This is a genomic window from Candidatus Omnitrophota bacterium (assembly GCA_028716245.1).
Taxonomy (GTDB): Bacteria; Omnitrophota; Gorgyraeia; order Gygaellales; family Profunditerraquicolaceae; genus UBA6249.
In genome coordinates, this window is record JAQUQW010000002.1 from 292,134 (window position 1) to 315,997 (window position 23,864).

The following is a 23,864-nucleotide window of genomic DNA, read 5'->3' on the forward strand; positions in this document are numbered from 1 at the left end:
AATGTTAGATATAAAATTTATTAGAGAAAATCAGGAGCTGGTCAAGAATTCGATTAAGAATCGCGCCCTGAAAATTGACATTGATGGCCTTATTAAAATTGATGACCAGCGCCGTAAGGCGTTGACGGAGTTTGAGGAATTAGCCTCTAAACGCAATAAAGCCAATGATGAGATCGGTGTTCTTTTAAAAGAAAAGAAAGACGCTAAAACTAAAATCGCTTCAATGAAGGAGATTTCAAAGCGTATCGGTGAGTTGGAAGCCCAGATTAAGGATAAGGAATCTCAGTTAAATAAACTGCTTTTAAATATTCCTAACGTTGCCCATGCTTCTTTACCGGTTGGCGATGCTTCCCAAAATAAAGTTGTGCGCAGCTGGGGGGAGCCCGGAAAATTAAATTTTAAACCGCTTAGCCACATCGAGCTTTGCCAGAATTTGGATATTGTGGATTTTAACCGCGCGACTAAAATTACCGGTTCCAATTTCATTCTTTTTAAAGGCTGGGGGGCAAAACTTGAACGGGCGCTGATTAATTTTATGCTGGATTTGCATACGGACAAGCACGGTTATACGGAAATTTTTCCGCCATTTTTGGTTAACCGCGCCTCGATGCTGGGCACCGGGCAGCTGCCGAAATTAGAAGAGGATATGTATAAATTAAAAGATGATGACCTTTTTCTGATCCCCACTGCGGAGGTTCCGGTAACCAATATATTCCGCGATGAAATATTGGAAGAAGAAAAACTGCCAATTTATTATACCGCCTATACTGCCTGCTTTAGAAGAGAAGCGGGTTCTTACGGCAAAGATACCCGGGGCCTGTCCCGCGTGCATGAATTTGATAAAATTGAGATGGTTAAATTTGTTAAGCCCGAAGATTCTTTTGACGAATTAGAAAAACTGGTAGCCAATGCCGAAAAAGTTTTACAGCTTTTGGAATTACCTTACCGGGTGGCCATGCTTTCCACGCAGGATTTGAGTTTTGCCGCCAGCAAATGCTATGATCTGGAGGTATATGCCGCCGGAGCCGATAAGTGGCTTGAGGTATCCAGCTGCAGTAATTTTGAAAGTTTCCAGGCCCGCAGGGCAAATATCAGGTTCCGCCGCAAAGAGGGGAAAAAAGTCGAATTTGTGCATACCTTGAATGGCTCAGGCGTGGCCCTGGCCCGCACAGTGATAGCGATATTAGAAAATTATCAACAGGAGGATGGCTCGGTATTGATCCCTAAAATACTACAGCCATATTTAAATGGCCAAAAAAGAATTTCCTGAAAAGTTAGCGTCGAAAGGCAAAGAAGGCCCCGCGCAAAATGATTTTGGCGGCGGGCTTTCCGGAGATTTTTCCAGCAAGATATCCGGGTTATCCAGTAAGCTTTTTGGGTTAGTTAAAGTTATTTTAGCAGTGCTTATCCTGCCGTTTGTTTATTCATCCGTTGTGTCTTTCCTGAATGAATTCGCGCAGGTGGATAAATACCTGCAGCAGATTTTCTGGAATGGGACAATTACTTTTTTAGCGGTCTATTTATTTATCTGGGAGCCGGTAATAATTTATAATAAAGGGCATAAGCTTTTAGAGATCATGTTTAGTTTCTTTAAGCCGATGGTCAATGTGGCGCCGTTTTTATTGCCCATCTACACTATTTTGTTTTTTATTCTTTATGGCCTGTTATCGCTAGGAATTAAGGACAACTGGCTGATTGAATACGCGCTTTTCTTGATTGGATTCAGTTCGATTTTACATTTAACTTTTTCGGCCAAGACTATTCGTTCTAAAAAAGGGGATTTCTTAAAGGCAAATTACATTTTCGGTTTTTCATTTATTTTTATCCTAAATATCACTTTGCTTGCCTTTGGCTTTAGCCTTATTTTTTCTAAGTTTTCATTCGTTAATTTCTGCAACATCTCCTTTGAGATAGCCAAGAGTATATTTTACGCTGTTTTTAAGCAGCTTTTCTTGTTTAAATAATTGGTGGGGTGGCTGAGTGGTCGATAGCGGCGGTCTTGAAAACCGTTGTGGGCGTAAGTCCACCCAGAGTTCGAATCTCTGCCCCACCGAATAAAAATTTTGGAGGCGTCGCATAGCTGGTTTATTGCGCTGGTCTCGAAAACCGGTTGGGCGAAAGCCCTCGGAGGTTCGAATCCTCCCGCCTCCGCCAACTAATGTTATGGATCATCAAGGATGAGAAGAATGCGTTATATACTGATTATTAGTATTTTAGCTTCTTTACTCTTGGCACCGATTTGTGGATTTAAGGCTCAAGCCGAAGAAGGGTTATTTTCTTTAACCAAAGATGTAAATTATGATATTACTGTTCAGCTTTCTCAGGGGATAGTTTCAAAGATAAAGAATGTCCGCGTCCTTGGTACAGTTGAAATAGCAGGCAAGGTATTTCTTGTAGCTGAGCTTCAAAATGAGGTTAAGGCAGCAAAAAGTCTTATTGTTTTAGATAGTATTAAGACAATCGTGCCGAGCAACACAGCACATGAAACGCTTATTTCGGATAGTTCTCTTAAGTAATATTTTAATTTAGGTTCAATAAATTTTGGAGAGGTGGCAGAGTGGTCGAATGCGCGCGCTTGGAGAGCGCGTGACTCGCAAGGGTCCCAGGGTTCGAATCCCTGCCTCTCCGATAACTTTCTCTTGTTGGTAATTTTCTCCTCAGATACTAATAGCATGTTAAACGGCCCGACAAGAGCCATAGCGGGCTTAAATTTAATGATAAAAACAGGAGCCAATCCAATAAATAAATATTTGGTTTTTCCTCATGTGTTTATCACGTGTTTAATTTTTGGTTTTCTACATTTAGCTGAGGCCGGACCGCAAGCCTCGCCAAATACACAGCCAGGGCAGGAAGTAGAATATAGCCAGAATTTGAAGCAAGGAATAACTAAAGAGAGCCGCGAAGAGGAAAACCTTCCTCTGGCCGCCGATTCTTATTTCCGTTTTATGCCCTCTTCGGGAGCAATAGCGCAGTCAGGCAGTATCAGTTTAGACAGGTTTGCCTCTGAATTTAGTTATGATGTAAAAGCATCCAATGGACTCCCCGTTGAATTCATAGTTTCCTTATCCCAAATCGATATAAATAATTCTACCATAATCAAGTTTCCGGCTCATCTAACCGCTTTCTCGTTTCAGGCGGCAACCACACTGCCATTTTTCAATTTCTATAAAACTTATTTACGCCTTGAGCTTGAGCCATCATGGTATACGGCCAATTGGAATTTCCGCGGCTCGTCTTTTACGGTGCCCTCCCGCGTAATCCTGATATGGCAGCGTAACGATAAATTTACATTAGTCACGGGGGTATCCGAATATCCGGATAACAATACGCCGGTATTACCGATCTTAGGGTTCATTTATGCCCCTGATGACAAATTAACCTTTAACATAATACCTCTCAAGCCCAATATTACCTATAAACTTTCCGATAAGTGGAGTATTTTTGCGGAAGGAGGCGTTACTTTCGAAGAATATTTCTTAAAGAATAAAAGAGAGGGGAAGGTGATATTGGAGTATCACGCAGGTTCCTTGGGCTCGGGGTTGAAATATACGTTCAATAAATTCATCCAGGCCTCTTTTTCGACAGGCGCGCTATTCCAACGTTATCTCGGTTACGATCCGGATAAAGTCGGCAAAGTTAACCTTAAGAACGGCTTATACACGGAATTCCGGCTTCAGATGAATATTTAAACACCCCGATGAAACTTGAAAAGACTGTACGATTTCTGTATACCAAATGAGTTGCATTAACATAAGCTGTTGATTATAATTACCTTGTGAGCGTCGGAGTTTATGAAGAAAATTAAAATAGCTGCATTAGCGATTTTTAGTATTGTATTAATTTTATCCGTAAATAAAGCCTATGCCGGTCTGGATAAAAAACGTAATGAGGCAGGTCTTGTGTATTGGCATGGTGACATAAACCAGCCCAAGATCGCTTTAACCTTTGACGATGGGCCAAATGAGCCCTATACATCAGAAATCTTAGACATATTGAAGAAGCATGGTATTAAACAACATTTTTTGTATTAGGGAAGAATGTTGAGCGTTATCCGGATATTGCGAAAAAGATTGTTGCAGAAGGCCATGTAATTGGAAATCACACCTACGACCATCCTTACTTGTTGATCCAATCTAAGGCGCATATCAGATATGAAATTGAGAAAGCAGAACAGGCTATTTTTAAGGCTACACATACCAAGCCGCATTTGTTTAGGCCGCCTTATGGAGTAACGGATAACTGGATATATCATACCGTTAAAGAGCATGGTTATGTTACAGTCGAATGGTCAGTGACTGGTAACAATGGAGGTAAAGAAATACGTACCGATGCTATTGAGAAAGATGTTTTGAGCAGAGTAACAAACGGAGCAATTATACTTCTTCACGATGGAGACAGGCTTATCAAAGGAGCTAATCGCAGGAATATTGTAAGGGCCCTGCCGGTTATTATCGAATCTTTACAGCAGAAAGGGTACCAGCTTGTTACGGTACCACAGCTATTAGGTATTAAAAATATCAATGAGGCTAAATCTCCTGTAATGGAAACACCTCACCAGTAAACCCGTCGATAGGACGATGGTTAACGAAAACTGTACGATTACTGTATACCAAATAGGTTGCATTAAGATAACTTCTTAATTATAATAGCCTTGTGAGCGTCGGGGGTTTATTTCCCTGCCTCTCCGATTTTTTCTTGCGGAGTAGCAAGATCAATTCTATTTAAATCACAGAAAGGATAGCTTGATGTTTAGGAAGCTAGCCCAAACAGGCATTATAAACGCGTGCAGTAAAAATAACCTTATAATCATAGTGTTGACTATAATTGCGATCATAGCTATGTTAAAAGTAGTCGTTCTTTTAACTGAAGAGAGAGGTTTATATCAACCTGATAAGGAAGTGGATATCAGTCCTCAATCTATTGGCCTTGTTTATGATGATGTTTATTTTGAAACAGAAGACGGGGAGACATTAAATGGTTGGTTTGTGCCTGCAAAAGATACAAAAATTACTATTTTATTCTGTGCTGGCCGCGGAGGCAATCTGTCAGATAGGCTGCAAAGGATAAAGTTTTTTAACGAGATGGGCTTAAATATATTTACCTTTGATTATAGAGGATTTGGAAACAGCTCAGGAAAACCAGGCGAACAGGGTTTGTACAGGGATGTACGGGCAGCTTACAATTACCTAGTGAAAAGGAAAGATATTAATAAGGACAAAATTGTGGTTTATGGTAAATCATTAGGCGGGCCGGTTGCCGCGGATTTATGCCTGCATTTTAAGCTCTCGGCTTTGATCCTGGAAGCCGCTTTTCCATCACTTAAGGAATATGTAGGAGACATAGGCGGGATCTTGCCGACAGAATGGTTAGTTTCTGAAAAGTTCGATTCATTATCAAGGGTTAAGAATATACATATACCAAAGCTTTTTGTCCAGGGGATGGATGATGAAATTATAAGTTTTTCCGAAGGGCGCCGTATTTTTAATAAAGCCGCGCCTCCTAAAGAGTTTGTTCCTTTTGACGGCCATCATGATGACAATATGTTCACTGTCTCTGATGCCTACAAAGAGAAGATTATGAAGTTTCTGCTTAACAACAATATATTATAAAGATTCATTCAAATACCGCATTAAATTTGCCCATCCAAGTGAAAAGCATCATATTTTGTTGTATTGACGCCGGTTAGTTCTGTTCTTGTCCCGGGATATATTTTTTAATTATTCTATCCATTTCGTCTAAATCTATAGGTTTAATAAGGTAATCGCTTGCCCCCAGCGCCCGCGCTTCGTTCTGGTTTGAGTTATCATCTCTTCCGCTGATCATTATGGCTTTTATGCCGATATTTATTTCTTTCATCTTCCTCAAGAGGTCAAGCCCGTTTATATCCGGCATTTTAATATCCAGAAAAACCCATTCAGGTTTATGACGGTTAAATAACTCAAGCGCTTCTTGGCCGCAAGTTGCCTTTTCTACGTTTAGGCCAAGCCGTTTAAGAAAAATACTAAAGAAATTAACAACCTCAATTTCATTATCGACTACGAGGACATTCATATCTACCTCCTGGTCTACGAAGACAACACCCGCGCAATTCCGCTAAGCGCGGGGTGTCTCACCTATTGTTTTTTTGGTAATTCTATAATAAAAGAAGTCCCTTCCATATAGTTTGAAGTAAACCGGATTTTGCCTCTGTGGTTTTCTTCTATAATCCTCTTTACCACATATACTCCTATGCCTGAGCCGGATTTATAGGAAGTTTTGGTGGTAAAGAAAGGGGCAAATATCTTAGGTTTATCCTCTGCTTTTATGCCTATGCCGTTATCCGATATTTTTATTATTTGTTGGCCTTGCGTATGCGTTAAGCTTAATCCTATGGCCGGGACAAAGGATCCCGGCTCTTTTTTTGCGCCAATCTGCATTTTTCTTTCTTCGATGGCTTCATAGGCGTTGTCCAGCAGATTATAAATGACTTCGGTTAATTGCGACTTGATTCCGTATATTGCCTCTTCATTATCAATTTTTACAGTAAGGGGGAGGGAGGCGGTTTCGTGTTTAAACATTAATAGGTCAGAGGAAAGCTTTACGGCTTCTTTCAGGGAAAAGACGGTGAAGAGATTTTCTTTATTTTCTACTTTGGCAAAGTCAAGGATCCCTTTGATAATAGCGTCAGTCCTTTTTACGTTATCCAGGATGGTAGCGGCTATCTCATTCAGGTATTTAAATGTTTTATTTAGTTCCGGGTTGTGGTTAACCAGCTTATCGTTTTTTTCTATAAAGTTTCTTACCTCAATTTTTAATTCCCCGCCTGTCAAGGAAAACAGGTTAAGCCTGTTTTTGATCTGGTGGGCAATGCCGTCAGCCATGCCTCCGATTGAAGCAAGCTTTTCGGCGGCGAACATCCTTTGCTGCGAGTCTTTTGATTCTTCGAAGAATATGCAATTTTCAATTGCCAGCGCTACCTGCCGCGAAAGAATTTTAAAAACATTAATATCTTCATTAGAATAAGGATGGGTGTTTGTTTTCTCACCCAGAAATACAAAACCAAAAAGCTCTTCCCCGATTAACACGGGGATAACTATTTTGGTTTTAGAAAGTATATTTGAAGAATTTTTTATTTGTTCGGGAGCATTTTCAAAGAAAAAGTTTCCGCGGTTTTCCTTTAGATAACGGATAAAAGGATCATCTATATCAAAACTTTTAACGCATTCTCCGATATTAGATTCTCCGCGTATTGATTTTAGTTGATACAAATTGTTTTTCTTATCTTTAATAAAGATCGCGGAGAAATTAATCCGGATTGTATTTTTTAAGATATAAACAATAAGTCTTGATAATTTTTTTAGGTCATGTTCGGTAACCATGCCAACCGCGGCCCGCAAAAGTATCCTTTGATAACGGCGTTGTTGAGCTAAAATAGCCGATTCGGCTTTCATCTGCAGGAAACGGTAGACCAGCGGTCCTATTGTTGCGAAAATAACCGCAAGGGAAGTGGCGAGTAATCCCGAACCCGTGCGCTTAAGCACGATAAACGGTATGCCTAGAACAATAGTGTAGACCGCAAGAAATATGCCTGCGCGGGTAAAGACAATTCTTATGTCCATAAGGTGATAACGGATAATTGCATAACTCATCAAAAAAGAAAAAATAAGTACTGGAATAAAGCCAAAGGGGTATATCTCTAATCCATAGCAAGGCAGCCAATCTGTTGCCCCCAGATAAGCAACAAGTGTCGCAATGAGGACTATTTTATATTGCCTCTTTTTCAGTCCAGCCGCTTTTTTATAAAGATTAATATAGTTTATTAAAGTTGCAATAAGGGGAATAATCCAATAAATTATAAATATATTTCCACCAATACCATTTTTAAAATAGCGTCCCCAGAAATAATGGTGAACTCCCGATAAAATATAATTGTATTTTAAATTAGTTAAATAAAATATCAAACTGATTATAGCGCCAAGGATTACATATTTTCTTTGTTTATTGAGTAATTCTTTGTCATGGCATAAACTAAGCCAATAATTAGCGATTGAAATAAAACACACGCCCAGGAATTCAAATTTATTATACAACTCTATTACTATCCAATCATATTTTGACATATACGTAAGGCCATTGCCAAACAGCCAAAAATTTGCCAGAATTATCCATATTGAAAAAGATATATTTAAGCGTACCTTGTTTTTTAAGCCGACAAATAACCCCAAGAAAATGGATATTACACCACTGAGAAAAACAGGTATCGCATAAGGATTCCAAAAGTAATTCTGCGGGTTAAACATCTCTTTTAGCATCAAGGGTTCTCACCGTTAATTTTTTGGTATGCATAGTCGAAAGATACATTCTAATTAGAGACAAAAACGATTCTTTATCTTTGAGCACCAATCCTGCATATAGCGCTACTTTTGTAACGGATCTGCAATATAAATGCGAAGAATTATTACCTATTGCGCAGGGTGTGCGTATATTCCCGTCGTTACGCATATGCAGGCAATATGTTTTCCGGGTTTTGTTAAAAACATTCATTGGGCAATTTTCAGCCAGCTCTTCTCCGTATTTTGTTCGCAACAATTCTATCATAAGTTTGCTATTACAAATAAAGTTTCCATATTTTTTCTTTAAACCTAATAATAAAGATACTGTTTTTTCTCTTTGCTCATCGTTCAAAATAAGATAGGAAGATTTTCCTTTGATAGGGGTATACATTGTAAAGACTACGCCGTCAATTTTTGTTTTGCTCCATTCTTCCAAAAATTCTGAAATACAACCGGTATTTATAGCATTCAAGCAATATATAATAGCTGTTGATATTCTTTTCTCTGTCGCAGAAAATGCATTTTTCTTAATTTTATCATATACTCCTGCGCCTCTTAGTTTATCATTTATTTCTTTAGTGCCATCCACAGATATGGCAACTTGGACGTTATTGCCAAGAACTGGGATCGGAAACGTGCCGTTAGTTATAACTAAGTTGTTTTTTTTAAAGTTAACTCCCCGTTTTAATAATTCAATTATTTCTTCTTTGGCAAAAGGTTCCCCTCCAAACCATGTTATGTTTGTAATGCCGGGGTATTTGTTAAGGACATTTTTAACCGAATCTAAGATGTTTGTGTTTACCGTTGTCGGTAACTGTTCGTCATATGAATCCCAAAAGCAGTGTTTGCATCTTAAATTGCACGTATTTGTAATATCAACTGACAAAGCGCGGGGATGTAAGTCTTCTATTAGCTTTGAGGAAAGAGGTATGGATGAAGTGTCGAAAGGTTGGCAGATTGCGTTAACTTTAATTTCTAATAAGGCCTTCTGTAAGATTTCTGATGTTTTTTCATCTAACTTTGTAAAACAAGCACCATAAATGAATCTGTTTTCTTTACGCTTATCCCAAATAGTATTTATTTCTATATCTATTATATCGCCAAAAGGAAATTCTATTCTAATTCCCATCTTTGATAGTAGTAAAGGTTTTTCTGATAAGAAACTTATGCCTGTTTCGTTTAGGTTAATAGTTTCTCCAGAAACTTCCGAAGCAATTCTTACCGGTAATACGGAATTGTATCTTGTAGATTTTCTTTTTTCTATGGTAAGGTCATTCACTTTAAGCGCATTTCTTTTTAAAGTTTAAAAGTCAAGGTTAATATATAAACATTAATAAAGGATTTATACCTTCCGTTAATACTGGTGCCGCTGGATGAGCCTACGGCATTATTGATTTTTCTTGGATTGTAAAACATCGCCGCATACGCAAAATCAAGGCCTAAATTTTTATTAATCTGATACCCTGTTCCCAAAGTCAGGGAATTTGAGGTAGAATCCGGTAAAGCGGTATCAAAAGTTCCCTCGGGTATGGGTGTTTTATGGAAAAAATATCCTGCTCTTAATTTCCAGCTTTCATTAACCTTATATTCTGTCCCGAAAGCGTACGATAAAACAGCCCGCCAGTCCCTTTGGACAGGGTTGCCGGCATTCAAAACAGCCAGCCGCGCAACATTTGTTTCCGACGGGTAATCGATCTGCTCTTTATCTACTGAAGACCAATCCATCCATTCCATGTCTGCCTCAAACCGCCATTTGTCGTCCGGCTTAAAACAATAACCGAATAATATGCTCTGCGGTAATCTTGACTTTGTGGACATGTCGGTTTCGTAAGAGCTCCCCCCGAAGATGCCTTGATAGTTAGAGCCGGAACTATTCAGATCATTAAGATAGACCTTGCCTTTATACGTTAAATCTACAGCGCTGCGGTACATCAGCCCAAAAGAATGGTTTTTATTAAGCTTATATAGCGCAGATAACCGATAACCCCAGGCATTATTATCTCTTCCTTTTAGCTGGAAATCTCCGTCGGCTCCGCCCGCCTGGAGAAGCTTCTTTTTTTTATTTGCCAGGGCTTTTGTATAATCCAGGCCTACGCCTACAGAAATATTGTCATTTATCTCATATGCCGCAGTAAGCATAACGTCCTGCGTAATTACATCGCTTTTCGTAGCCACGTATTTTGAGAAACTATCTTCCGCCCAAAAGGTTCCCAGACCCCAGTAAGAAGTTGCGCCCAAGCCAAAGGAAAATTTTTCCAGGCCAAAGTCGCTTACGATAAAACCACTAGGGATCGTAAATATCTGCCTGCGCCTGTCTGTTTGGTTTCCGGCGGTATCTTCATAAGTACAAAATGGCTGGACTACAGAAGCGCCCACAGAAACATATGTTTTTCCTTTTAACTGGGTAAGTCCGGCGGGATTATAGTAAATAGCCGAGGGATTATCTGCCTGGGCCACAAAAGCAGAGCCTTTTCCTAAGGCTTCAGCGTCCGGGACTTCAAGACGATAGGCTCCTGAACCGGCAGAGTAGGCATTCTTTAGAGGGAAGGATAATGTTAACCCAAGCGAAAAAATAATTACTATCTTTTTCGTTTTTCCGTTCATCCTTTTAGTTTTGAGTATGGAACATTATGCCATTATTAAAGTTGCGGGATTTATTTTTAGCAAAACTTACAAAATCATTATAATGGATTTCTCGGGTTTGTCCACGGTTTTTTATTTAACTATTAGAAAACAGGAGACTTAGGAAAGTTAGGAATTGACTTTTGTATGCCAAGGTGGTATTATTTATTCAAATTAAGGCCGGGCGTAATTTTAAAGAGACGGCCAAAGATAGCGGCAATGTTAGCGTGGAGGAGAGGGGGATGGGAAAGAATAAAATTATGATTATTGATGATGAGAGCGGCACCGTTGATTTATTGGCGCACCGCCTGGAAAGTGAGGGCTATCAGGTGGTTGCGTTATCGGATGCCAAAGGGGTCATCTCTAAACTCCATAGTTTTATCCCGGATCTGATAATATTAGATCTGCTGATGCCGGAATACGGGGGGCTGGATGTTTGCGAGATGCTGAATAAAGAACCCCTGGGGTTAAACACGCCGATTATCGTAGTAAGCGGTTTGAATAAAGATGCCGATAAAAAGAAGGCTTATAGCCTGGGGATAGAGAAATATTTTGTAAAACCCGTGGATATGGATGTTTTGTTAGCGGCAATTAAGAAGCTTATAAAGGATAAGAGCAATGCCAGCGAAAATTAAAATATTCTCGGCAATAATTTTTACCACGCTTATAATCGCCGGATTTTTTCTTGCGCGAGGATGCATCTCTAATTTATCAGGATCCTTGGCTAAAGATAAAGTTGCCCCGAGAGAATTAAAAGAAGCATTATATTGGCAGGAGGCGGGCGAAGGCAAGGTGCAGTGTTTTTTATGCCCCAGGCGATGTTTGATACCTTTGGGCCAGCGGGGTTTTTGCCGCGCAAGAAAGAATATCAAAGGCAAGCTCTATGCCTTAACTTACGGCTAGCCCGTGGCCATACATATCGACCCGGTAGAGAAGAAGCCGCTTTTTCATGTTTACCCGGGGACAAAATCTTTTTCCATTGCTACCGCCGGATGCAATTTAAGATGCAAGTTTTGCCAGAACTGGGAAATTTCCCAACTGGATCCTGAAACAGTAAAAGTGGCTTATATTTCGCCGCAGGATATCGTAAGGGAGGCCAAGCAGAGCGGCGCAAAGACGATAGCTTTTACTTACACTGAGCCGGCGATCTTCTATGAATATATGCTTGATATCGCCAAATTGGCCAAAAAGGAGGGCATTGCCTGCGTTATGCATTCGGCAGGTTTTGTTAATGAGGAGCCCCTGCGCCAGCTGTCTAAATACTTAACCGCCGCAAATATCGACCTGAAAGGTTTTAGCGATAAATATTATTCTTCTTTTTGCGAAGGCAACTTAACCAGCGTCCTTAATTCTCTTAAGGTATTAAAAGAGGAAAAAGTCTGGGTGGAGGTAACCAATCTCATTATCCCTTCCGCCAATGATTCCGACGAAGATATCGGCAATCTTTGTTTGTGGGTAAAAGATAACCTTGGCCCGGATACCCCGGTGCATTTTTCCAGGTTCTTCCCGATGTATAAGCTGGCGGATTTATCTCCTACGCCGCTTAAAACATTAATCCGCGCAAAAGAGATCGCCTATAAAACAGGGCTGCGCTATGTGTACATCGGCAATGTCCCGGAAAATTTAGGAGAGGATACAATTTGTCCCGTATGCGCCAAATTTCTGATTAAGCGCGCAGGCTATACCATATTGGAGAATAATGTTATTAAAGGTAAGTGCAAATTCTGCGGCGCTAAGATCTCCGGCGTATGGGATTAGTTGCGCAGGTTTTTCAGGGCAAAGATCGCGTTGAGCAAGATTAAAGTTAAAAGGCTATACGGTGTCCCCAGAAATGGTATAAGCAGTATCCCGCTTACCATTGTCCCCAGGAATGCCCCGATTAAATCCGCTGAATAGATAGTCATAGCTAAATTTTTGTTGTCGAATTTATTTTTAAGCAGGTTTTGCGCCAGGAGCGGATAGGAGCTGCCGGTAAGGAACCCGCAGATCAAGGAATAGAAATAGAAGATAAACTCGGCGTAACCAACCTTTGTGATTATTTTCAGGTTCCAAAATAAAATAAAGATCGAGATCATCCAGAAGAGGTAAAGCCCGGAGAGCAGGTTGGCCCGATAGGTTTTGATGGTATTTAAGAGAAATGTCCCGATGCTAAGCCCGGCCATAAACAAGGCGATTAATAAGCCTAACTTCCAAAACAAAGCCCCGCAATAAAGTTGGAATAACACAAAAATTATCGAACTAAAGCTGATCGAAGTAAAGCCGATCATCCCGGTATTTAAGAGGCAGGAAATTTTTTTAAAAAGATAGCCGAAAATTATTATCAGTGCTGCCAAAAGCAAAAGAGCCGCGGCTATGCTTGAGCGCATTTTATTGAAATCTATTTTGAGGTTAGGATAAAACTTAATTTGTTCCAGGATAAGATAATTAAGGAAACCTGACGGGTTAAGGTCGGTATTTGCCGGGACATTTCTATCCAGCATACTTTCCGTATAACTGCGCATCGCAGGGTCAAGATAGTCCTTAAAATGATAGATTGTGAAAAACTTAGTCCGGGGGTTTACCTTGGTAAAATTGTTCAGCAGATCGTCAGCATTAATTTTTAGCTTATCGGAGGCGATTACAATCATGGAATCAGAAGGGATAATGAAGGTATTCGTAAATACCCTGTCTATGGCATTTATTATGCTGGAGTCAAACCTGGCAAATTGCGGGCTTAATATTTCTCTTTTAGAAGGGATGGTAAATGCAAATATGCCTTTTGGTTTCAAGCGCCCGGGAATAAGTTTAAAAAATTCTTCGGTAAAATAGCGGTTTAAGGCCAGGTTAACCGGCGCGGGCATATTCATTAAAATAGCGTCATATTGCCTGTTTGTGTTCTTAAGGTATAGGCGGGGATCATCAGTAATAAAATTAACTTTACTTTTTAGCCCGGCAGGCAATTTATTTTTGGCAAGTTTTGAGATCAGGGGGTTTATCTGCAGGCAATCCAGCGAGTTTAATTTATACTTAGCTATTTCTTCAACCTGTCCGGAGATGGCCGCGCCGACAAAGAGGACATCTTTATTAACGAGGGGGCTGGTTGCGGACAAACTCATATGGATAAATTCTTCATTGGCGGATCTATCTTCGCTTGTAGCTAAAGAAGATCCTCCGGAAAACAAGGTGGTTGCTCCTGCTTTGCAAGTGGCAATAATCGGGCCATAGCTAGAGCCAAGATTTACCAGGATATCAGCGTTAGCGAATTCTTTCTTAAGAATAGAGTTAAAACTTACTGCAGAGATTATAGTTATGATAATGATGAGGCAAGCCGGAAGGATTTTTTTATAGTGATTTTTAATGGCCGGCAACAAAATCAACGGTGATAACGCGAAAATCAGCGGATTTGTATAATCGATAAAGCAAAAAGTAAAAGCCATGCCCCCCAAGAAAAAACCTATTGCCTCAAAGGCAAAGAACTTAGCGTAAATATCTTTTTGCGGCTGATTTTCTCTAATGTATTCTTGCACAAAATGCCTGAAGGCAAGGCCGATGGTAAAAGCAGTTGGCCCGATCAAAATAATACTTAAAAATAATACCAGGCCCAGGCCCGCGGCTTCGTAATATTTTAATCCTGCCAGTGATTTTGCCAGATGGATCAGGCATACGGAGAAAGAAAAAGATAGAGAGGCTAAAATACAGAGTAGTGTTGTGCGCAGTCTTTTAGAAGTTTTGAGGATACTGCCTAAGGAGCAAAAAATAATCCAGAAACCCACAGCGACCACAAAGGCCAGCTCATTTTTGGCGATGGAGAAGCTGAATTCACGCAAGATGACCAGCTGAAATATCGCGGCAATTATCCCTAATGCTATAAAGATAATCATGGACAATCTTTCCTTTTGTTATTATATTAAACCCAAGATGAACGAAAGTCTATATTATTTATTTTTAAGCGGCTTGATCCTCGGTTCGGGCCCTTGTTTAGGTTTCTGCGCGCCGATCTTAATCGGTTTTACCGCGGCTTATAAACCGTCGCTAAAGGGGGCGCTGGTTTCCTACCTGTCTTTTTCTTCGGCTAAACTGGTTAGCTATATGGTTATCGGAGCTTTATGCGGTGTATTCTCCGGCATATTAAAAAGCGGTTTTTTCGCGGGCTACCTTAATATCGTAAACATAACTTTAGGTTTTTTTGTTTTACTCATCGGGGTTTTGACAATTATTTCCAAAGAACCGTTAAGCAGTAAGTATTGCGCGTTTCTCTCTAAAGGGAACTTAAGGAACGCGGGCATTTTGGGTTTTTTAGCGGGTTTTTCTCCGTGCCTTCCGCTTCTGGGTATCTTAAATTATATCATTATTATTGCTCACTCGCCGCTTGAAGGATTGTTTTACGCTTTTATCTTTGGGCTGGGGACCAGCATTTCTCCGGCGATCTTATTGGTCGGCTTATCGGGCAAGCTTTTCGGTAATTTTTCAAGCAATAATAAGATCAGGGCATTAATCCGGATTGTCTCTAGTTTTATCCTGATATATTTGGGGGCAGGAATCATTTTTCAGAGGTTCATGCGGTAGCAAATCTTAGGGATTGACAATAAAGCAAGAACATTGTAATATGTTGTAGCGACGAGATCTGGGGAAAAATCAGCCGGGTTAAAGAGGTAAGGATGGCAAGGAAAAAAATAATAAAATTAAGGTGCCGAGGTTTTTCATTAATTGAGTTGATGTTCGGTGTTTCGATTTTATTGGTTACGATTATCGCCGCCCTGTCCTCGACTATTGGCTCTATGTTTCTGAATGAATCCAGCAGGAACCTGGTCACCGCAGCCAATGACGCGCAGTATGTGCTGGAGCAGATAAAAGCGCAAAGTTTCAGCAATATCTCAACCTATATTTCAGGTTTTTCTCCTACGAAATTCAATAATTTATTGGGAGAGACAGTTACTTTCCCCGGTCCTGTATATACTGCAAATCTGGATACAATAACCGTAGACATTACCTGGAATGAAAGAAATGCTGCCAGAACCCTCTCGATTACTACGCGTTTCGCGCAATAAAATAAGGGGCTTTACCCTGATGGAAACGCTCTTTGTCGCCCTTATTTTAGGCGCGATTATCGGGGTATTCTTTTACGCTGAAAACGCAGTGCAGCATTCTTTTACCTTAAGCTCGGCAAGAGGCAATCTCCAGTCGGAGGTAAGGCGGACAATTGGCTGGATAATCAAGGATACCCGCCAGACGGTTAGCTGGGATATCGCCAATAATAGCCCCACTCCAAGTTATATTAAATTCAGGCAAGTTACCGGGTGGGATACCGCCAATAATACCTTTTCATTAAGTGATTATTATATAGAATATACGTATAATGCCGTTAATCATACAATCATCCGCAGAAAAAGCGACTTAAGCAATGGTACTTTAGGGTTATGGACTTTAAATGACATAGTCGCCGCGCCTTTCTTTACGGTAAATTCTTTAGGGGCGATTGTCCCGTTGAACAATAGCGATTTGCTCACCAGTAAGCAATTAGTTATTACTATATCCGGAGGCACCTATAGCTTGACTGAAGAGGTGCAAATAAGAAATGGTTAATAACCGAAGCGTAGTTTTGGTTTATTCTCTTTTGGTAACTATGGTTTTATCTATTCTGCTCGGATCATTATATCTTAGCAGTATAAACGAAAACCTGCAGGTTAACCAATACGTAAACTCTATGCGCGCTTTTTGGCTGGCTGAAGCGGGGATTGCTACCGTCAAAGCCAATCCGGGGCTTAGCGCGGTAAGTGAACATCTCCCTTTTGGATCCTCTAATTTTTACAATGTGCCTCCGCCTCAGGTTGTACCGAATACCGGTAATGTATATTGGATTATAAATTCTACAGGTACTGTAACCTTACCGAGTGGTTCTAGTGTAAGCAGGACCCTGACTGCCACCGTAAAAACAGCCGGGGCCGATTCTTCAAAGTTCCCATATGCGGTAGATACGACTACTGATTTGGTTACCAAAGGAAGCGTGACTATAAATGGCACTCCAAAACAAAATGATAATACTATTAATTTTACCAATATGTTTGGCGTTTCGAAAGCAACCATGAAAGCCGATGCCACTCATCTTTATACCAATAGTAATTTTAATGCGCCTGTTGATGGCATAACTTGGGTAGATGTGGCTTCGGGGAATAGCCTGAGTATATCCGGAAATCTTACTGGAAGCGGTATTTTGGTTATCAATGGTGATGTGCATATATCCGGCACAGTGGTTTTTAACGGCATAATTTATGTTATAGGGACATTAACTATGACTGGCACCGTGACGACTAGCGGCAGCGTTATTGCAGAGAGTTCCGCGACAGCAGATACTACAGTATCAGGGCATGTTACGCTGAACTTTGAACTTCCTGAGATAGAGAATGCATTGGCTAATGTGCAGTTTTTAAACAAGCAGATAGTTGCCTGGCGAGAACAATAAGCTTCATCGATGAAAAAGGTAAAACAAAAATATAAAAATAATCGGATCAGCGGCGTAAAGGCCCCTGATTATTTACAAATAATAGAACGCCGTCATTTTATCCGCCATCCATTGTCTTTGCCTCTTACTTACAAGGTTATCAGCCCGGGATTAGGCAAGAGCCGGGAGGATATGCAGGCTCAAACAAGCAATATAAGCGTAGGAGGATTGTTGTTCCCGGGAAAACGTTCTGTCCAGCCCAATTCTATGATTGCGATAAAAATGCCTTTTGAGGATAAGATGTTTAATATTAAGGCAAAAGTTGTCCGCTGCGTTAATAATCCGGAGACCAAACTTTATGATATCGCGGTAAGTTTTTTCAGGTTCCATGAAGCTTTTAAGGCAAAAATGATTGAGCAGATTTATCTTATTTCGGAATACCGGGATTTGCTTATTTTGCAGTCGGGCAAAGAGATTTCTCTTGCCGAAGCATCGCGTAAGTGGGTGAAACGATATTCAGAACGATTTAAAAGGCTTTACTGGTAGGATTTAAGGAACTAATGAACATATTCGTAGGTAATTTATCTTTTGAAGCCAAAGAAGCGGATGTGCATAAAGCTTTTGCGGTTTTTGGCACGGTTTCTTCCGTGGCAATCGTAATGGAGAAAAAAGGCAAGAAGTCGCGGGGGTTCGGGTTTGTTGAAATGGTTAATGAGCAGGAGGCGCTTGCCGCGATTGCTCAATTGCAGGGCAAAGAGATATTGGGCCGGCCGGTTAATGTCATGTTTTCTGTGGCCAAGCCCAAGAAGCCAAAAGGCCAGATTTCAGCTAAAAAAGTTACGCCGCGCCCGGATTTTAAGCGGACAGGAAAATATAGAGAAGGCCGGCGCACAATTAGTTATATGAAACAGCGCTTAGACGCCGGGATTAGCGCTCCGGTTGGTGAGCGTAAATATAAACCTAATCCTCTGCGTTGGCGCAAGAAGCCAAGGCCGCAAGCACGTTTTGCCAAACCTGAAGGTGAGCCTAAGCCTTGGGAGAAAAGCCGAGGCGGCGCTAAGCCTTGGCGAAAGAGTAGTGACGCTCGTCAGCAATCAAATTTTAAAAAACGCCGCAGCCCAATCAGCCATAAGAAATGAAATTAAAACTTAATCTTTTTCCGTCGGTCCCGGATATGGAAGAGAAGATGTCTAAGATTTTGCAGGAGGCGGTGGATGGCCGGGCCAGCATAGTTGAGATTGCTTACGGTACTGCTTCGGATAGTGTAAAAAAACGCATCCTTAATTTTTTAAATAAAAAAGAGATCCGCCAGCTTTATTCAAGATTGGAGAAAACCGATAAAGGCTGGGGGAGGGTTTATCTGCATTTTAGGTGGAAGTAAAGATTATGGAAAAAAATAAACTACTTGAAGAATTCCATTCATTAGTCCAGGTTGATGATCCTGACGGCCATTATGCTCAAGATATAAAAGATGGCGACTATTTTGGCATGCCCTTAAAGAGTATTGCTGAGGCGGAAAAGCGCCTGCGTTCTTCCGGTCAGCGGGGCATTGCCTATTTTTCGATGGAATATGGCCTGGCCACCAGCTGTTATAATAAATTATCCAGCCAGCTTCCTTTAAATCCCGGAAATAAAGTTCCGGAAAACGCGGTTTTTTCTAATTTTCGCGTGGCGGATTATTTCTTTGCCTTGCACCAGGATAATATCATCGACTTGCCTATTTACAGCGGCGGCCTGGGGATTTTAGCCGGGGACACGGTCAAAACCATGGCTGATTATAAGCTTCCGGTAGCCGCCATTGGGATACTTTGGAGTTCGGGTTATTTCAGGCAGAAGTTTTGGTTTAAATACGGCCAGGCTCCCGAGAAAATGCGCTGGGATCCGCGCACTTATCCGGGCCTTATCCCCTTAAAGAATAAAATAAAAATTTCCCTTAAGTCCGAGGATGTTTATCTTCGGCTTTGGAAATATTATGTTTATAGCCATAAGCATGATGCTGTTGTGCCCTTGATATTATTGGATTCGAATATCGAAGGCAATAGCGCATCCGCCAAAGAGTTGACCGACCAGCTTTACCGCAGTGATAATGTGTTTTTGAAGTTATTGCAGAGGGTGATGCTGGGGTTTGGCGGAGTGAGCGCGTTAAATGAATTGGGATATCAGATCAATACCTATCATCTCAACGAAGGGCATGCCGTATTTGCTTTTGTTGCCAAGGCGCGGGGTTTAAAAAGTGATGCGGTGGATAAGCTTAAAAACAATTTTGTTTATACCTGTCATACTCCGGTTGAAGCCGGCCATGATAAGTTTTCTTTTGACGATTTAGATAAGGTGCTTAAAAAAGAAGATACGGAGGTTATCGAAAAATACGGTAAGGAACATTCGGGATTAGCCAATCTTACTCTGCTTTCAATGAATATATCTTCGGCGATTAACGCGGTTTCCCATAGCCATCAAGAAGTAATGCATATCCAGTTTCCCCAATATAAGGAGCGCATACAGTATATTACTAACGGCGTGCATCACTGCACCTGGATGTCGCAGAAGTTCCAGGAACTTTTTGAAAAGTTCCCCGCGGCTTTCCCTGATTTTAAGAATAATCCGATGATCCTATCCCGGGCTGCGGAGCTTAAAAACAATCCTGATTTTCGCGCCCAGCTTTGGGAAGCGCATCAGTCGAATAAAGGCGATTTCTGTAAATTCCTGGGTAAGTGGTCGCTGAAGAAAGATTTATTTACGATCTGCTGGGCAAGGAGGATCGCCGCCTATAAGAGGCCCAGCCTTATTTTGCACGATGTCAACAGGCTGGTGCGTATCGCCGAGGAAATCGGCCCTTTACAGATTATTCTGGCCGGCAAGGCCCATCCCAGCGATAACCTGGGTTTTACTTATATTAATGAAATGCTGGATAAGGTGGACAAGCTAAATGTAAATTATGACAAATTAAAAATAATCGTGCTGGAGAATTATGATATTTCCCTTGCCCGGATGCTTACTTCCAGCGTCGATGCCTGGTTGAATAACCCTCTGCCGCCTTTTGAGGCTTCCGGGACAAGCGGGATGAAGGCGATTTTAAATGCCGTCCTGCAGATGAGCACGGTTGACGGCTGGGTGGCTGAAGCAACCGACAGAAAAATCGGCGCATTCTTCGGGTATAAGAATAGCGAAGGCAGCGTTGGCAATGAATTTGATCTGCACATGGATGATGATTCCGAAGAATTGTATCAGGCCTTAGAAGGGATGGTCGGCCTTTATTATAAGGCTAACCGCAAAGGCAAAGTTGATATTTCTTCCAAATGGATAGACATGATGATCGAATGTATCTCTACCGCCGCGCAGTTTAATACCTATCGCATGCTCGATCAATATAAACACCTTATTTGGAAAATTGCTTAAAATCCGTATAGATTTATTTCCGGAATATGATAAGATAACTAAAACTTTGCGCCCATAGCTCAACTGGATAGAGCACCAGCCTACGGAGCTGGTTGTTGCTGGTTCGACCCCAGCTGGGCGCACTAAATCGTGATCAAAAAACAGATTATCTATATGCAAGAAGCTTTAAAAGAAGCAGAGAAGGCTTTTTGCGAAGATGAAGTTCCGGTCGGAGCGGTAATCGTCCACAAGGATAAAATTATTGCCCGCGGCCATAATCAGATTGAGCGCCTGAAAGACCCCACAGCGCATGCCGAAATAATTGCCATAACCAGCGCCGCCAGTTATCTTGGGACAAAGTGGTTGAACCAGGCCAGCCTCTATGTTACAATTGAGCCGTGCAGTATGTGCGCGGGGGCATTGGTCCTGGCGCGGATAAAAAACCTGTATTTTGGCTCAAGCGACCCCAAAACCGGCGCCTGCGGTTCGATAATCAATATTGTAAACCATAAAAAATTAAATCACCGGATTAAAGTTACCGGTGGAATTTTGCAGGAAGAATGCAGTAGTATTTTAAAGGATTTTTTTAAAAAGAAACGCAAGCAATAGCTAGAAAATTTTTGGAGAGATGGCTGAGTGGTCGAAAGCGAATCACTGCTAATGATTCGACCTGAGTAATCGGGTCCCTGGGTTCGAATCCCAGTCTCTCCGTTAAAATTTTGCAACAAGGAGAATAAACTATGATTATGTCAATCGGATTGACTTTTCCAGGCTCACTGCAGGATGAAAGCATACTTTGTTATATTTGTAAAAAGTACAATGTTAACTTAAACATTATTGAGGCGTCTTTTTCCATGGATGCCGGATGGGCGATCCTGCAGATAGAGGGGCTTGAGGAAGAAATTAAAACGGTCTTTACCTACCTGTCAGAAAAAGGCGTGAAAGTACAGCAGATCCAAATAAATAAAAAATAATATTTTTCCCCATGTCTTATACCGTATTTGCCCTAAAATGGCGCCCGCAGGATTTTGAAAGCATTATCGGACAAGACCATATCGTCGGCACTCTTAAAAACGCGATTCAGAAGGATCGCCTTGCTCACGCCTATCTTTTTGCCGGGCCAAGAGGAGTGGGCAAAACTTCAACCGCAAGGATTTTGGCCAAAGCGCTTAATTGTAAAGAAGGCCCGACTTTAAAACCCTGCCAGAAATGCCCATCATGTTTAGAGATTAATCAGGGCCGCTCCCTGGATGTTATTGAAATTGACGGCGCCTCTAACCGCGGTATCGATGAAATAAGGGCTTTGCGCGAAAATGTAAAATTCTCTCCCACCCAGGGTAAATATAAAGTTTATATCATTGATGAGGTGCATCAGATAACCCCGGATGGTTTTAATGCTTTACTGAAAACCCTTGAGGAGCCGCCGGAATTCGTAAAATTTATTTTTGCCACAACCCATCCGCAGAAGGTTATGCCGACGATTATTTCCCGCTGCCAGCGTATGGATTTTCGCCGGATTACGGTCATTGAAATTATCGCCCAGCTTGAGAAAATTATCCGCGCAGAAAAAATCACCATCGATAAGGAAGTGCTTTTTGCGATTGCCAAAAGCAGCGATGGTTCGTTGCGGGATGCTGAATCCATTTTGGACCAGCTGGTATCTTTTTCCCGGGGCAATGTATCTTTAAAAGATGCTATTTCTGTTTTAGGCATGGTTGAACAGGATGTATTGTTTGAGCTCACCGGCAAGATAATCCAAAAAGACCCTGCGCAAGCCCTGAAGCTTTTTAACGCGATTATCGACGATGGAAAAGACCCGGGTGTGTTTTTGGTTAACCTGATCGAACATTTCCGTAACCTGATGGTGGCTAAAGTTTCTAAGGCGGATTCAAAATTGGTTGACCTGCCGCAGGAGGTTTGCGACCGCCTATTTAAGCAGAGCCAGTTACTCAGCTTAGAGGAGATTTTTACCGCTTTTAATATTTTAATCGCTACGCAGGAAATGACCAGGCGCCTGGATTCCCAGCGGATACCCCTCGAGATAAGTTTGGTAAGATTAGCGTATAAGAAGTTGGAGAGTAAGAATCAGGTTGAGCCAAAGCCGGCAGCCGTAGTTCCTGAAAGAAAAGAGCAGCCGCTTCCGGAAGAACCGGTTCAAGATGCCTCAACGCAAACTCCGCAAGCGTCAATTTCTTTAGAAAGCGTAAAGAATGTTTGGAGTAATATTATTAATAATCTGGCCAAGATTAAAATGTCGGTATCGACCTATTTGAGTGAAGGGGAGCCGACGAAAGTGCAGGGTAATATGGTAACCATAGGATTTCCTAAAAGTTGTTCTTTGCATAAAGAATCTTTGGACCGCAAAGAAAATAAGGATCTCATCGAGAAAACCGCCTCTGAATTATGCAACGCGGATTTAAGGGTAAATTTTATTTTGACCGCGCAGATGCAGCAGGAAACAGACACGCGCAGCAACCCTTTTATTAAATCCGCCATCGAGATGTTCGGAGGAAGGGTGGTTAGAGAAGACTAATGGCTAATTATACGGCTTCTATAGATAAATTAATCGATTGTTTAATCAAGCTGCCCGGTGTTGGCAGGCGTAGCGCTGAACGTATTGTCGCCCATGTTTTAGGCGCCTCTAATGATGAAATCAAAATTTTAGCCGAATGTTTGAATAAGGTAAAAGAGAACGTGCGTTCCTGCCAAATTTGCAATAACCTCAGCGAAGAAGAAACTTGTAAGATTTGCCAGGACCTTAGCCGGCAGAAGGATATTGTCTGCGTAGTGGAAAAACCCAGCGATGTTACGGCGATTGAAAAGGCGGGCAATTTCCACGGGGTTTATCATGTTTTGCTTGGTTCGATATCTCCTCTTGAAGGAAGGGGCCCCGGCGACTTGAAGATTGACGGGCTTATCCAGAGGACAAAACAGGGCGGCATTAAAGAGATAATTATTGCTACCGACGCGGATACCGAAGGCGAAACTACCGGTATTTATCTTACTAAATTACTTAAACCACTAGGCGTGCATTTAAGCCGCATCGGATTAGGAATACCGGTAGGTTCAAACCTGGAATACGCTGATGCCACTACCCTTTCGAAGTCTTTAGAATCTCGCCGCGCAATTTAATTCTT

Annotated in this window: 22 protein-coding genes, 5 tRNA genes and 3 pseudogenes; 25 read left to right on the top strand and 5 right to left on the bottom strand. The window is 41.4% G+C overall.

The window, feature by feature from the left end:
• The first annotated feature begins 1 nt into the window (after position 1).
• From serS to PHG87_05060, 9 genes and pseudogenes are all read left to right on the top strand, one after another.
• The gene (serS, locus tag PHG87_05020; protein MDD5477546.1) at positions 2 to 1,270 is read left to right on the top strand and encodes a serine--tRNA ligase; all 1,269 of its coding nucleotides are present in this window, start codon (positions 2 to 4) and stop codon (positions 1,268 to 1,270) included.
• A complete protein-coding gene (locus tag PHG87_05025) occupies positions 1,248 to 1,964 on the top strand; it encodes a hypothetical protein (GenBank protein MDD5477547.1) in 717 nt (238 codons plus the stop codon). Before serS ends, PHG87_05025 begins: the two co-directional genes overlap by 23 nt.
• A gap of 2 nt (positions 1,965 to 1,966) precedes the next feature.
• Positions 1,967 to 2,053, top strand: a tRNA-Ser gene (locus tag PHG87_05030).
• Positions 2,054 to 2,065: 12 nt separating this feature from the next.
• Positions 2,066 to 2,154 (top strand) — tRNA-Ser (locus PHG87_05035).
• A 32-nt stretch (positions 2,155 to 2,186) separates the two neighbouring features.
• Positions 2,187 to 2,516, top strand: coding sequence for a hypothetical protein (locus PHG87_05040; GenBank protein MDD5477548.1), 330 nt, complete (start codon positions 2,187 to 2,189; stop codon positions 2,514 to 2,516).
• A gap of 27 nt (positions 2,517 to 2,543) precedes the next feature.
• A tRNA-Ser gene (locus PHG87_05045) sits at positions 2,544 to 2,628 on the top strand.
• 86 nt (positions 2,629 to 2,714) lie between these two features.
• Positions 2,715 to 3,689 carry a DUF6268 family outer membrane beta-barrel protein gene (locus tag PHG87_05050; GenBank protein MDD5477549.1) on the top strand — a complete coding sequence of 325 codons (975 nt, stop codon included), beginning with the start codon at positions 2,715 to 2,717 and terminating at the stop codon, positions 3,687 to 3,689.
• Between the two features lie 102 nt (positions 3,690 to 3,791).
• Positions 3,792 to 4,561 (top strand): annotated as a pseudogene (locus PHG87_05055) (polysaccharide deacetylase family protein).
• A gap of 277 nt (positions 4,562 to 4,838) precedes the next feature.
• Complete coding sequence (locus PHG87_05060) at positions 4,839 to 5,609, top strand: alpha/beta hydrolase (protein MDD5477550.1); 771 nt, start codon at positions 4,839 to 4,841, stop codon at positions 5,607 to 5,609.
• Positions 5,610 to 5,682: 73 nt separating this feature from the next.
• On the opposite strand, the gene PHG87_05065 is transcribed toward PHG87_05060, so the two are convergent.
• The 4 genes from PHG87_05065 to PHG87_05080 all read right to left on the bottom strand — a co-directional run bounded on the left by PHG87_05065 (position 5,683) and on the right by PHG87_05080 (position 10,916).
• A complete protein-coding gene (locus PHG87_05065; GenBank protein ID MDD5477551.1) occupies positions 5,683 to 6,051 on the bottom strand; it encodes a response regulator in 369 nt (122 codons plus the stop codon).
• Between the two features lie 62 nt (positions 6,052 to 6,113).
• The gene (locus tag PHG87_05070; GenBank protein MDD5477552.1) at positions 6,114 to 8,291 is read right to left on the bottom strand and encodes an ATP-binding protein; all 2,178 of its coding nucleotides are present in this window, start codon (positions 8,289 to 8,291) and stop codon (positions 6,114 to 6,116) included.
• Positions 8,272 to 9,591: a radical SAM protein gene (locus tag PHG87_05075; protein ID MDD5477553.1), complete on the bottom strand. Its 1,320-nt coding sequence runs from the start codon at positions 9,589 to 9,591 to the stop codon at positions 8,272 to 8,274. The genes PHG87_05070 and PHG87_05075 overlap by 20 nt, the downstream gene beginning before the upstream one ends.
• 17 nt (positions 9,592 to 9,608) lie before the next feature.
• Positions 9,609 to 10,916, bottom strand: a complete 1,308-nt coding sequence (locus tag PHG87_05080) for an outer membrane protein transport protein (GenBank protein MDD5477554.1) — start codon at positions 10,914 to 10,916, stop codon at positions 9,609 to 9,611.
• A 161-nt stretch (positions 10,917 to 11,077) separates the two neighbouring features.
• On the opposite strand from PHG87_05080, the gene PHG87_05085 reads away from it, so the two are divergent.
• Both PHG87_05085 and amrS read left to right on the top strand, forming a co-directional pair.
• A complete protein-coding gene (locus tag PHG87_05085) occupies positions 11,078 to 11,569 on the top strand; it encodes a response regulator transcription factor (GenBank protein MDD5477555.1) in 492 nt (163 codons plus the stop codon).
• Positions 11,570 to 11,654: 85 nt separating this feature from the next.
• Positions 11,655 to 12,692: pseudogene (gene amrS / locus PHG87_05090) on the top strand (AmmeMemoRadiSam system radical SAM enzyme).
• Here the strand turns inward: amrS and PHG87_05095 are convergent.
• Positions 12,689 to 14,794 (bottom strand): hypothetical protein, encoded by a 2,106-nt coding sequence (locus PHG87_05095; GenBank protein ID MDD5477556.1) that lies wholly within the window; start codon positions 14,792 to 14,794, stop codon positions 12,689 to 12,691. The pseudogene amrS and the gene PHG87_05095 sit on opposite strands and share 4 nt — an antisense overlap.
• A 37-nt stretch (positions 14,795 to 14,831) precedes the next feature.
• On the opposite strand from PHG87_05095, the gene PHG87_05100 reads away from it, so the two are divergent.
• The 14 genes and pseudogenes from PHG87_05100 to recR all read left to right on the top strand — a co-directional run bounded on the left by PHG87_05100 (position 14,832) and on the right by recR (position 23,859).
• Positions 14,832 to 15,479 carry a sulfite exporter TauE/SafE family protein gene (locus PHG87_05100; protein ID MDD5477557.1) on the top strand — a complete coding sequence of 216 codons (648 nt, stop codon included), beginning with the start codon at positions 14,832 to 14,834 and terminating at the stop codon, positions 15,477 to 15,479.
• Positions 15,480 to 15,571: 92 nt separating this feature from the next.
• Positions 15,572 to 15,961, top strand: coding sequence for a prepilin-type N-terminal cleavage/methylation domain-containing protein (locus PHG87_05105; protein ID MDD5477558.1), 390 nt, complete (start codon positions 15,572 to 15,574; stop codon positions 15,959 to 15,961).
• A gap of 19 nt (positions 15,962 to 15,980) precedes the next feature.
• The gene (locus tag PHG87_05110; GenBank protein ID MDD5477559.1) at positions 15,981 to 16,496 is read left to right on the top strand and encodes a hypothetical protein; all 516 of its coding nucleotides are present in this window, start codon (positions 15,981 to 15,983) and stop codon (positions 16,494 to 16,496) included.
• The gene (locus PHG87_05115) at positions 16,489 to 17,373 is read left to right on the top strand and encodes a hypothetical protein (protein MDD5477560.1); all 885 of its coding nucleotides are present in this window, start codon (positions 16,489 to 16,491) and stop codon (positions 17,371 to 17,373) included. The genes PHG87_05110 and PHG87_05115 overlap by 8 nt, the downstream gene beginning before the upstream one ends.
• Before the next feature lie 9 nt (positions 17,374 to 17,382).
• Complete coding sequence (locus tag PHG87_05120) at positions 17,383 to 17,898, top strand: PilZ domain-containing protein (GenBank protein ID MDD5477561.1); 516 nt, start codon at positions 17,383 to 17,385, stop codon at positions 17,896 to 17,898.
• Between the two features lie 14 nt (positions 17,899 to 17,912).
• Positions 17,913 to 18,164 (top strand): annotated as a pseudogene (locus PHG87_05125) (RNA-binding protein).
• Positions 18,165 to 18,487: 323 nt separating this feature from the next.
• Positions 18,488 to 18,733: a DNA mismatch repair protein MutS gene (locus PHG87_05130; GenBank protein ID MDD5477562.1), complete on the top strand. Its 246-nt coding sequence runs from the start codon at positions 18,488 to 18,490 to the stop codon at positions 18,731 to 18,733.
• A 5-nt stretch (positions 18,734 to 18,738) separates the two neighbouring features.
• On the top strand, positions 18,739 to 20,748 hold the full coding sequence (glgP, locus tag PHG87_05135; GenBank protein ID MDD5477563.1) for an alpha-glucan family phosphorylase: 2,010 nt from the start codon (positions 18,739 to 18,741) through the stop codon (positions 20,746 to 20,748).
• Between the two features lie 48 nt (positions 20,749 to 20,796).
• Positions 20,797 to 20,870 (top strand) — tRNA-Arg (locus PHG87_05140).
• Positions 20,871 to 20,901: 31 nt separating this feature from the next.
• Positions 20,902 to 21,336 carry a tRNA adenosine(34) deaminase TadA gene (gene tadA / locus PHG87_05145; protein MDD5477564.1) on the top strand — a complete coding sequence of 145 codons (435 nt, stop codon included), beginning with the start codon at positions 20,902 to 20,904 and terminating at the stop codon, positions 21,334 to 21,336.
• 13 nt (positions 21,337 to 21,349) lie between these two features.
• Positions 21,350 to 21,438: transfer RNA gene (locus tag PHG87_05150), tRNA-Ser, on the top strand.
• Between the two features lie 29 nt (positions 21,439 to 21,467).
• Positions 21,468 to 21,701: an NIL domain-containing protein gene (locus PHG87_05155; protein ID MDD5477565.1), complete on the top strand. Its 234-nt coding sequence runs from the start codon at positions 21,468 to 21,470 to the stop codon at positions 21,699 to 21,701.
• An 11-nt stretch (positions 21,702 to 21,712) separates the two neighbouring features.
• A complete protein-coding gene (dnaX, locus tag PHG87_05160; protein MDD5477566.1) occupies positions 21,713 to 23,260 on the top strand; it encodes a DNA polymerase III subunit gamma/tau in 1,548 nt (515 codons plus the stop codon).
• Positions 23,260 to 23,859: a recombination mediator RecR gene (gene recR, locus PHG87_05165; GenBank protein MDD5477567.1), complete on the top strand. Its 600-nt coding sequence runs from the start codon at positions 23,260 to 23,262 to the stop codon at positions 23,857 to 23,859. Before dnaX ends, recR begins: the two co-directional genes overlap by 1 nt.
• The last annotated feature ends 5 nt before the right edge of the window (positions 23,860 to 23,864 follow it).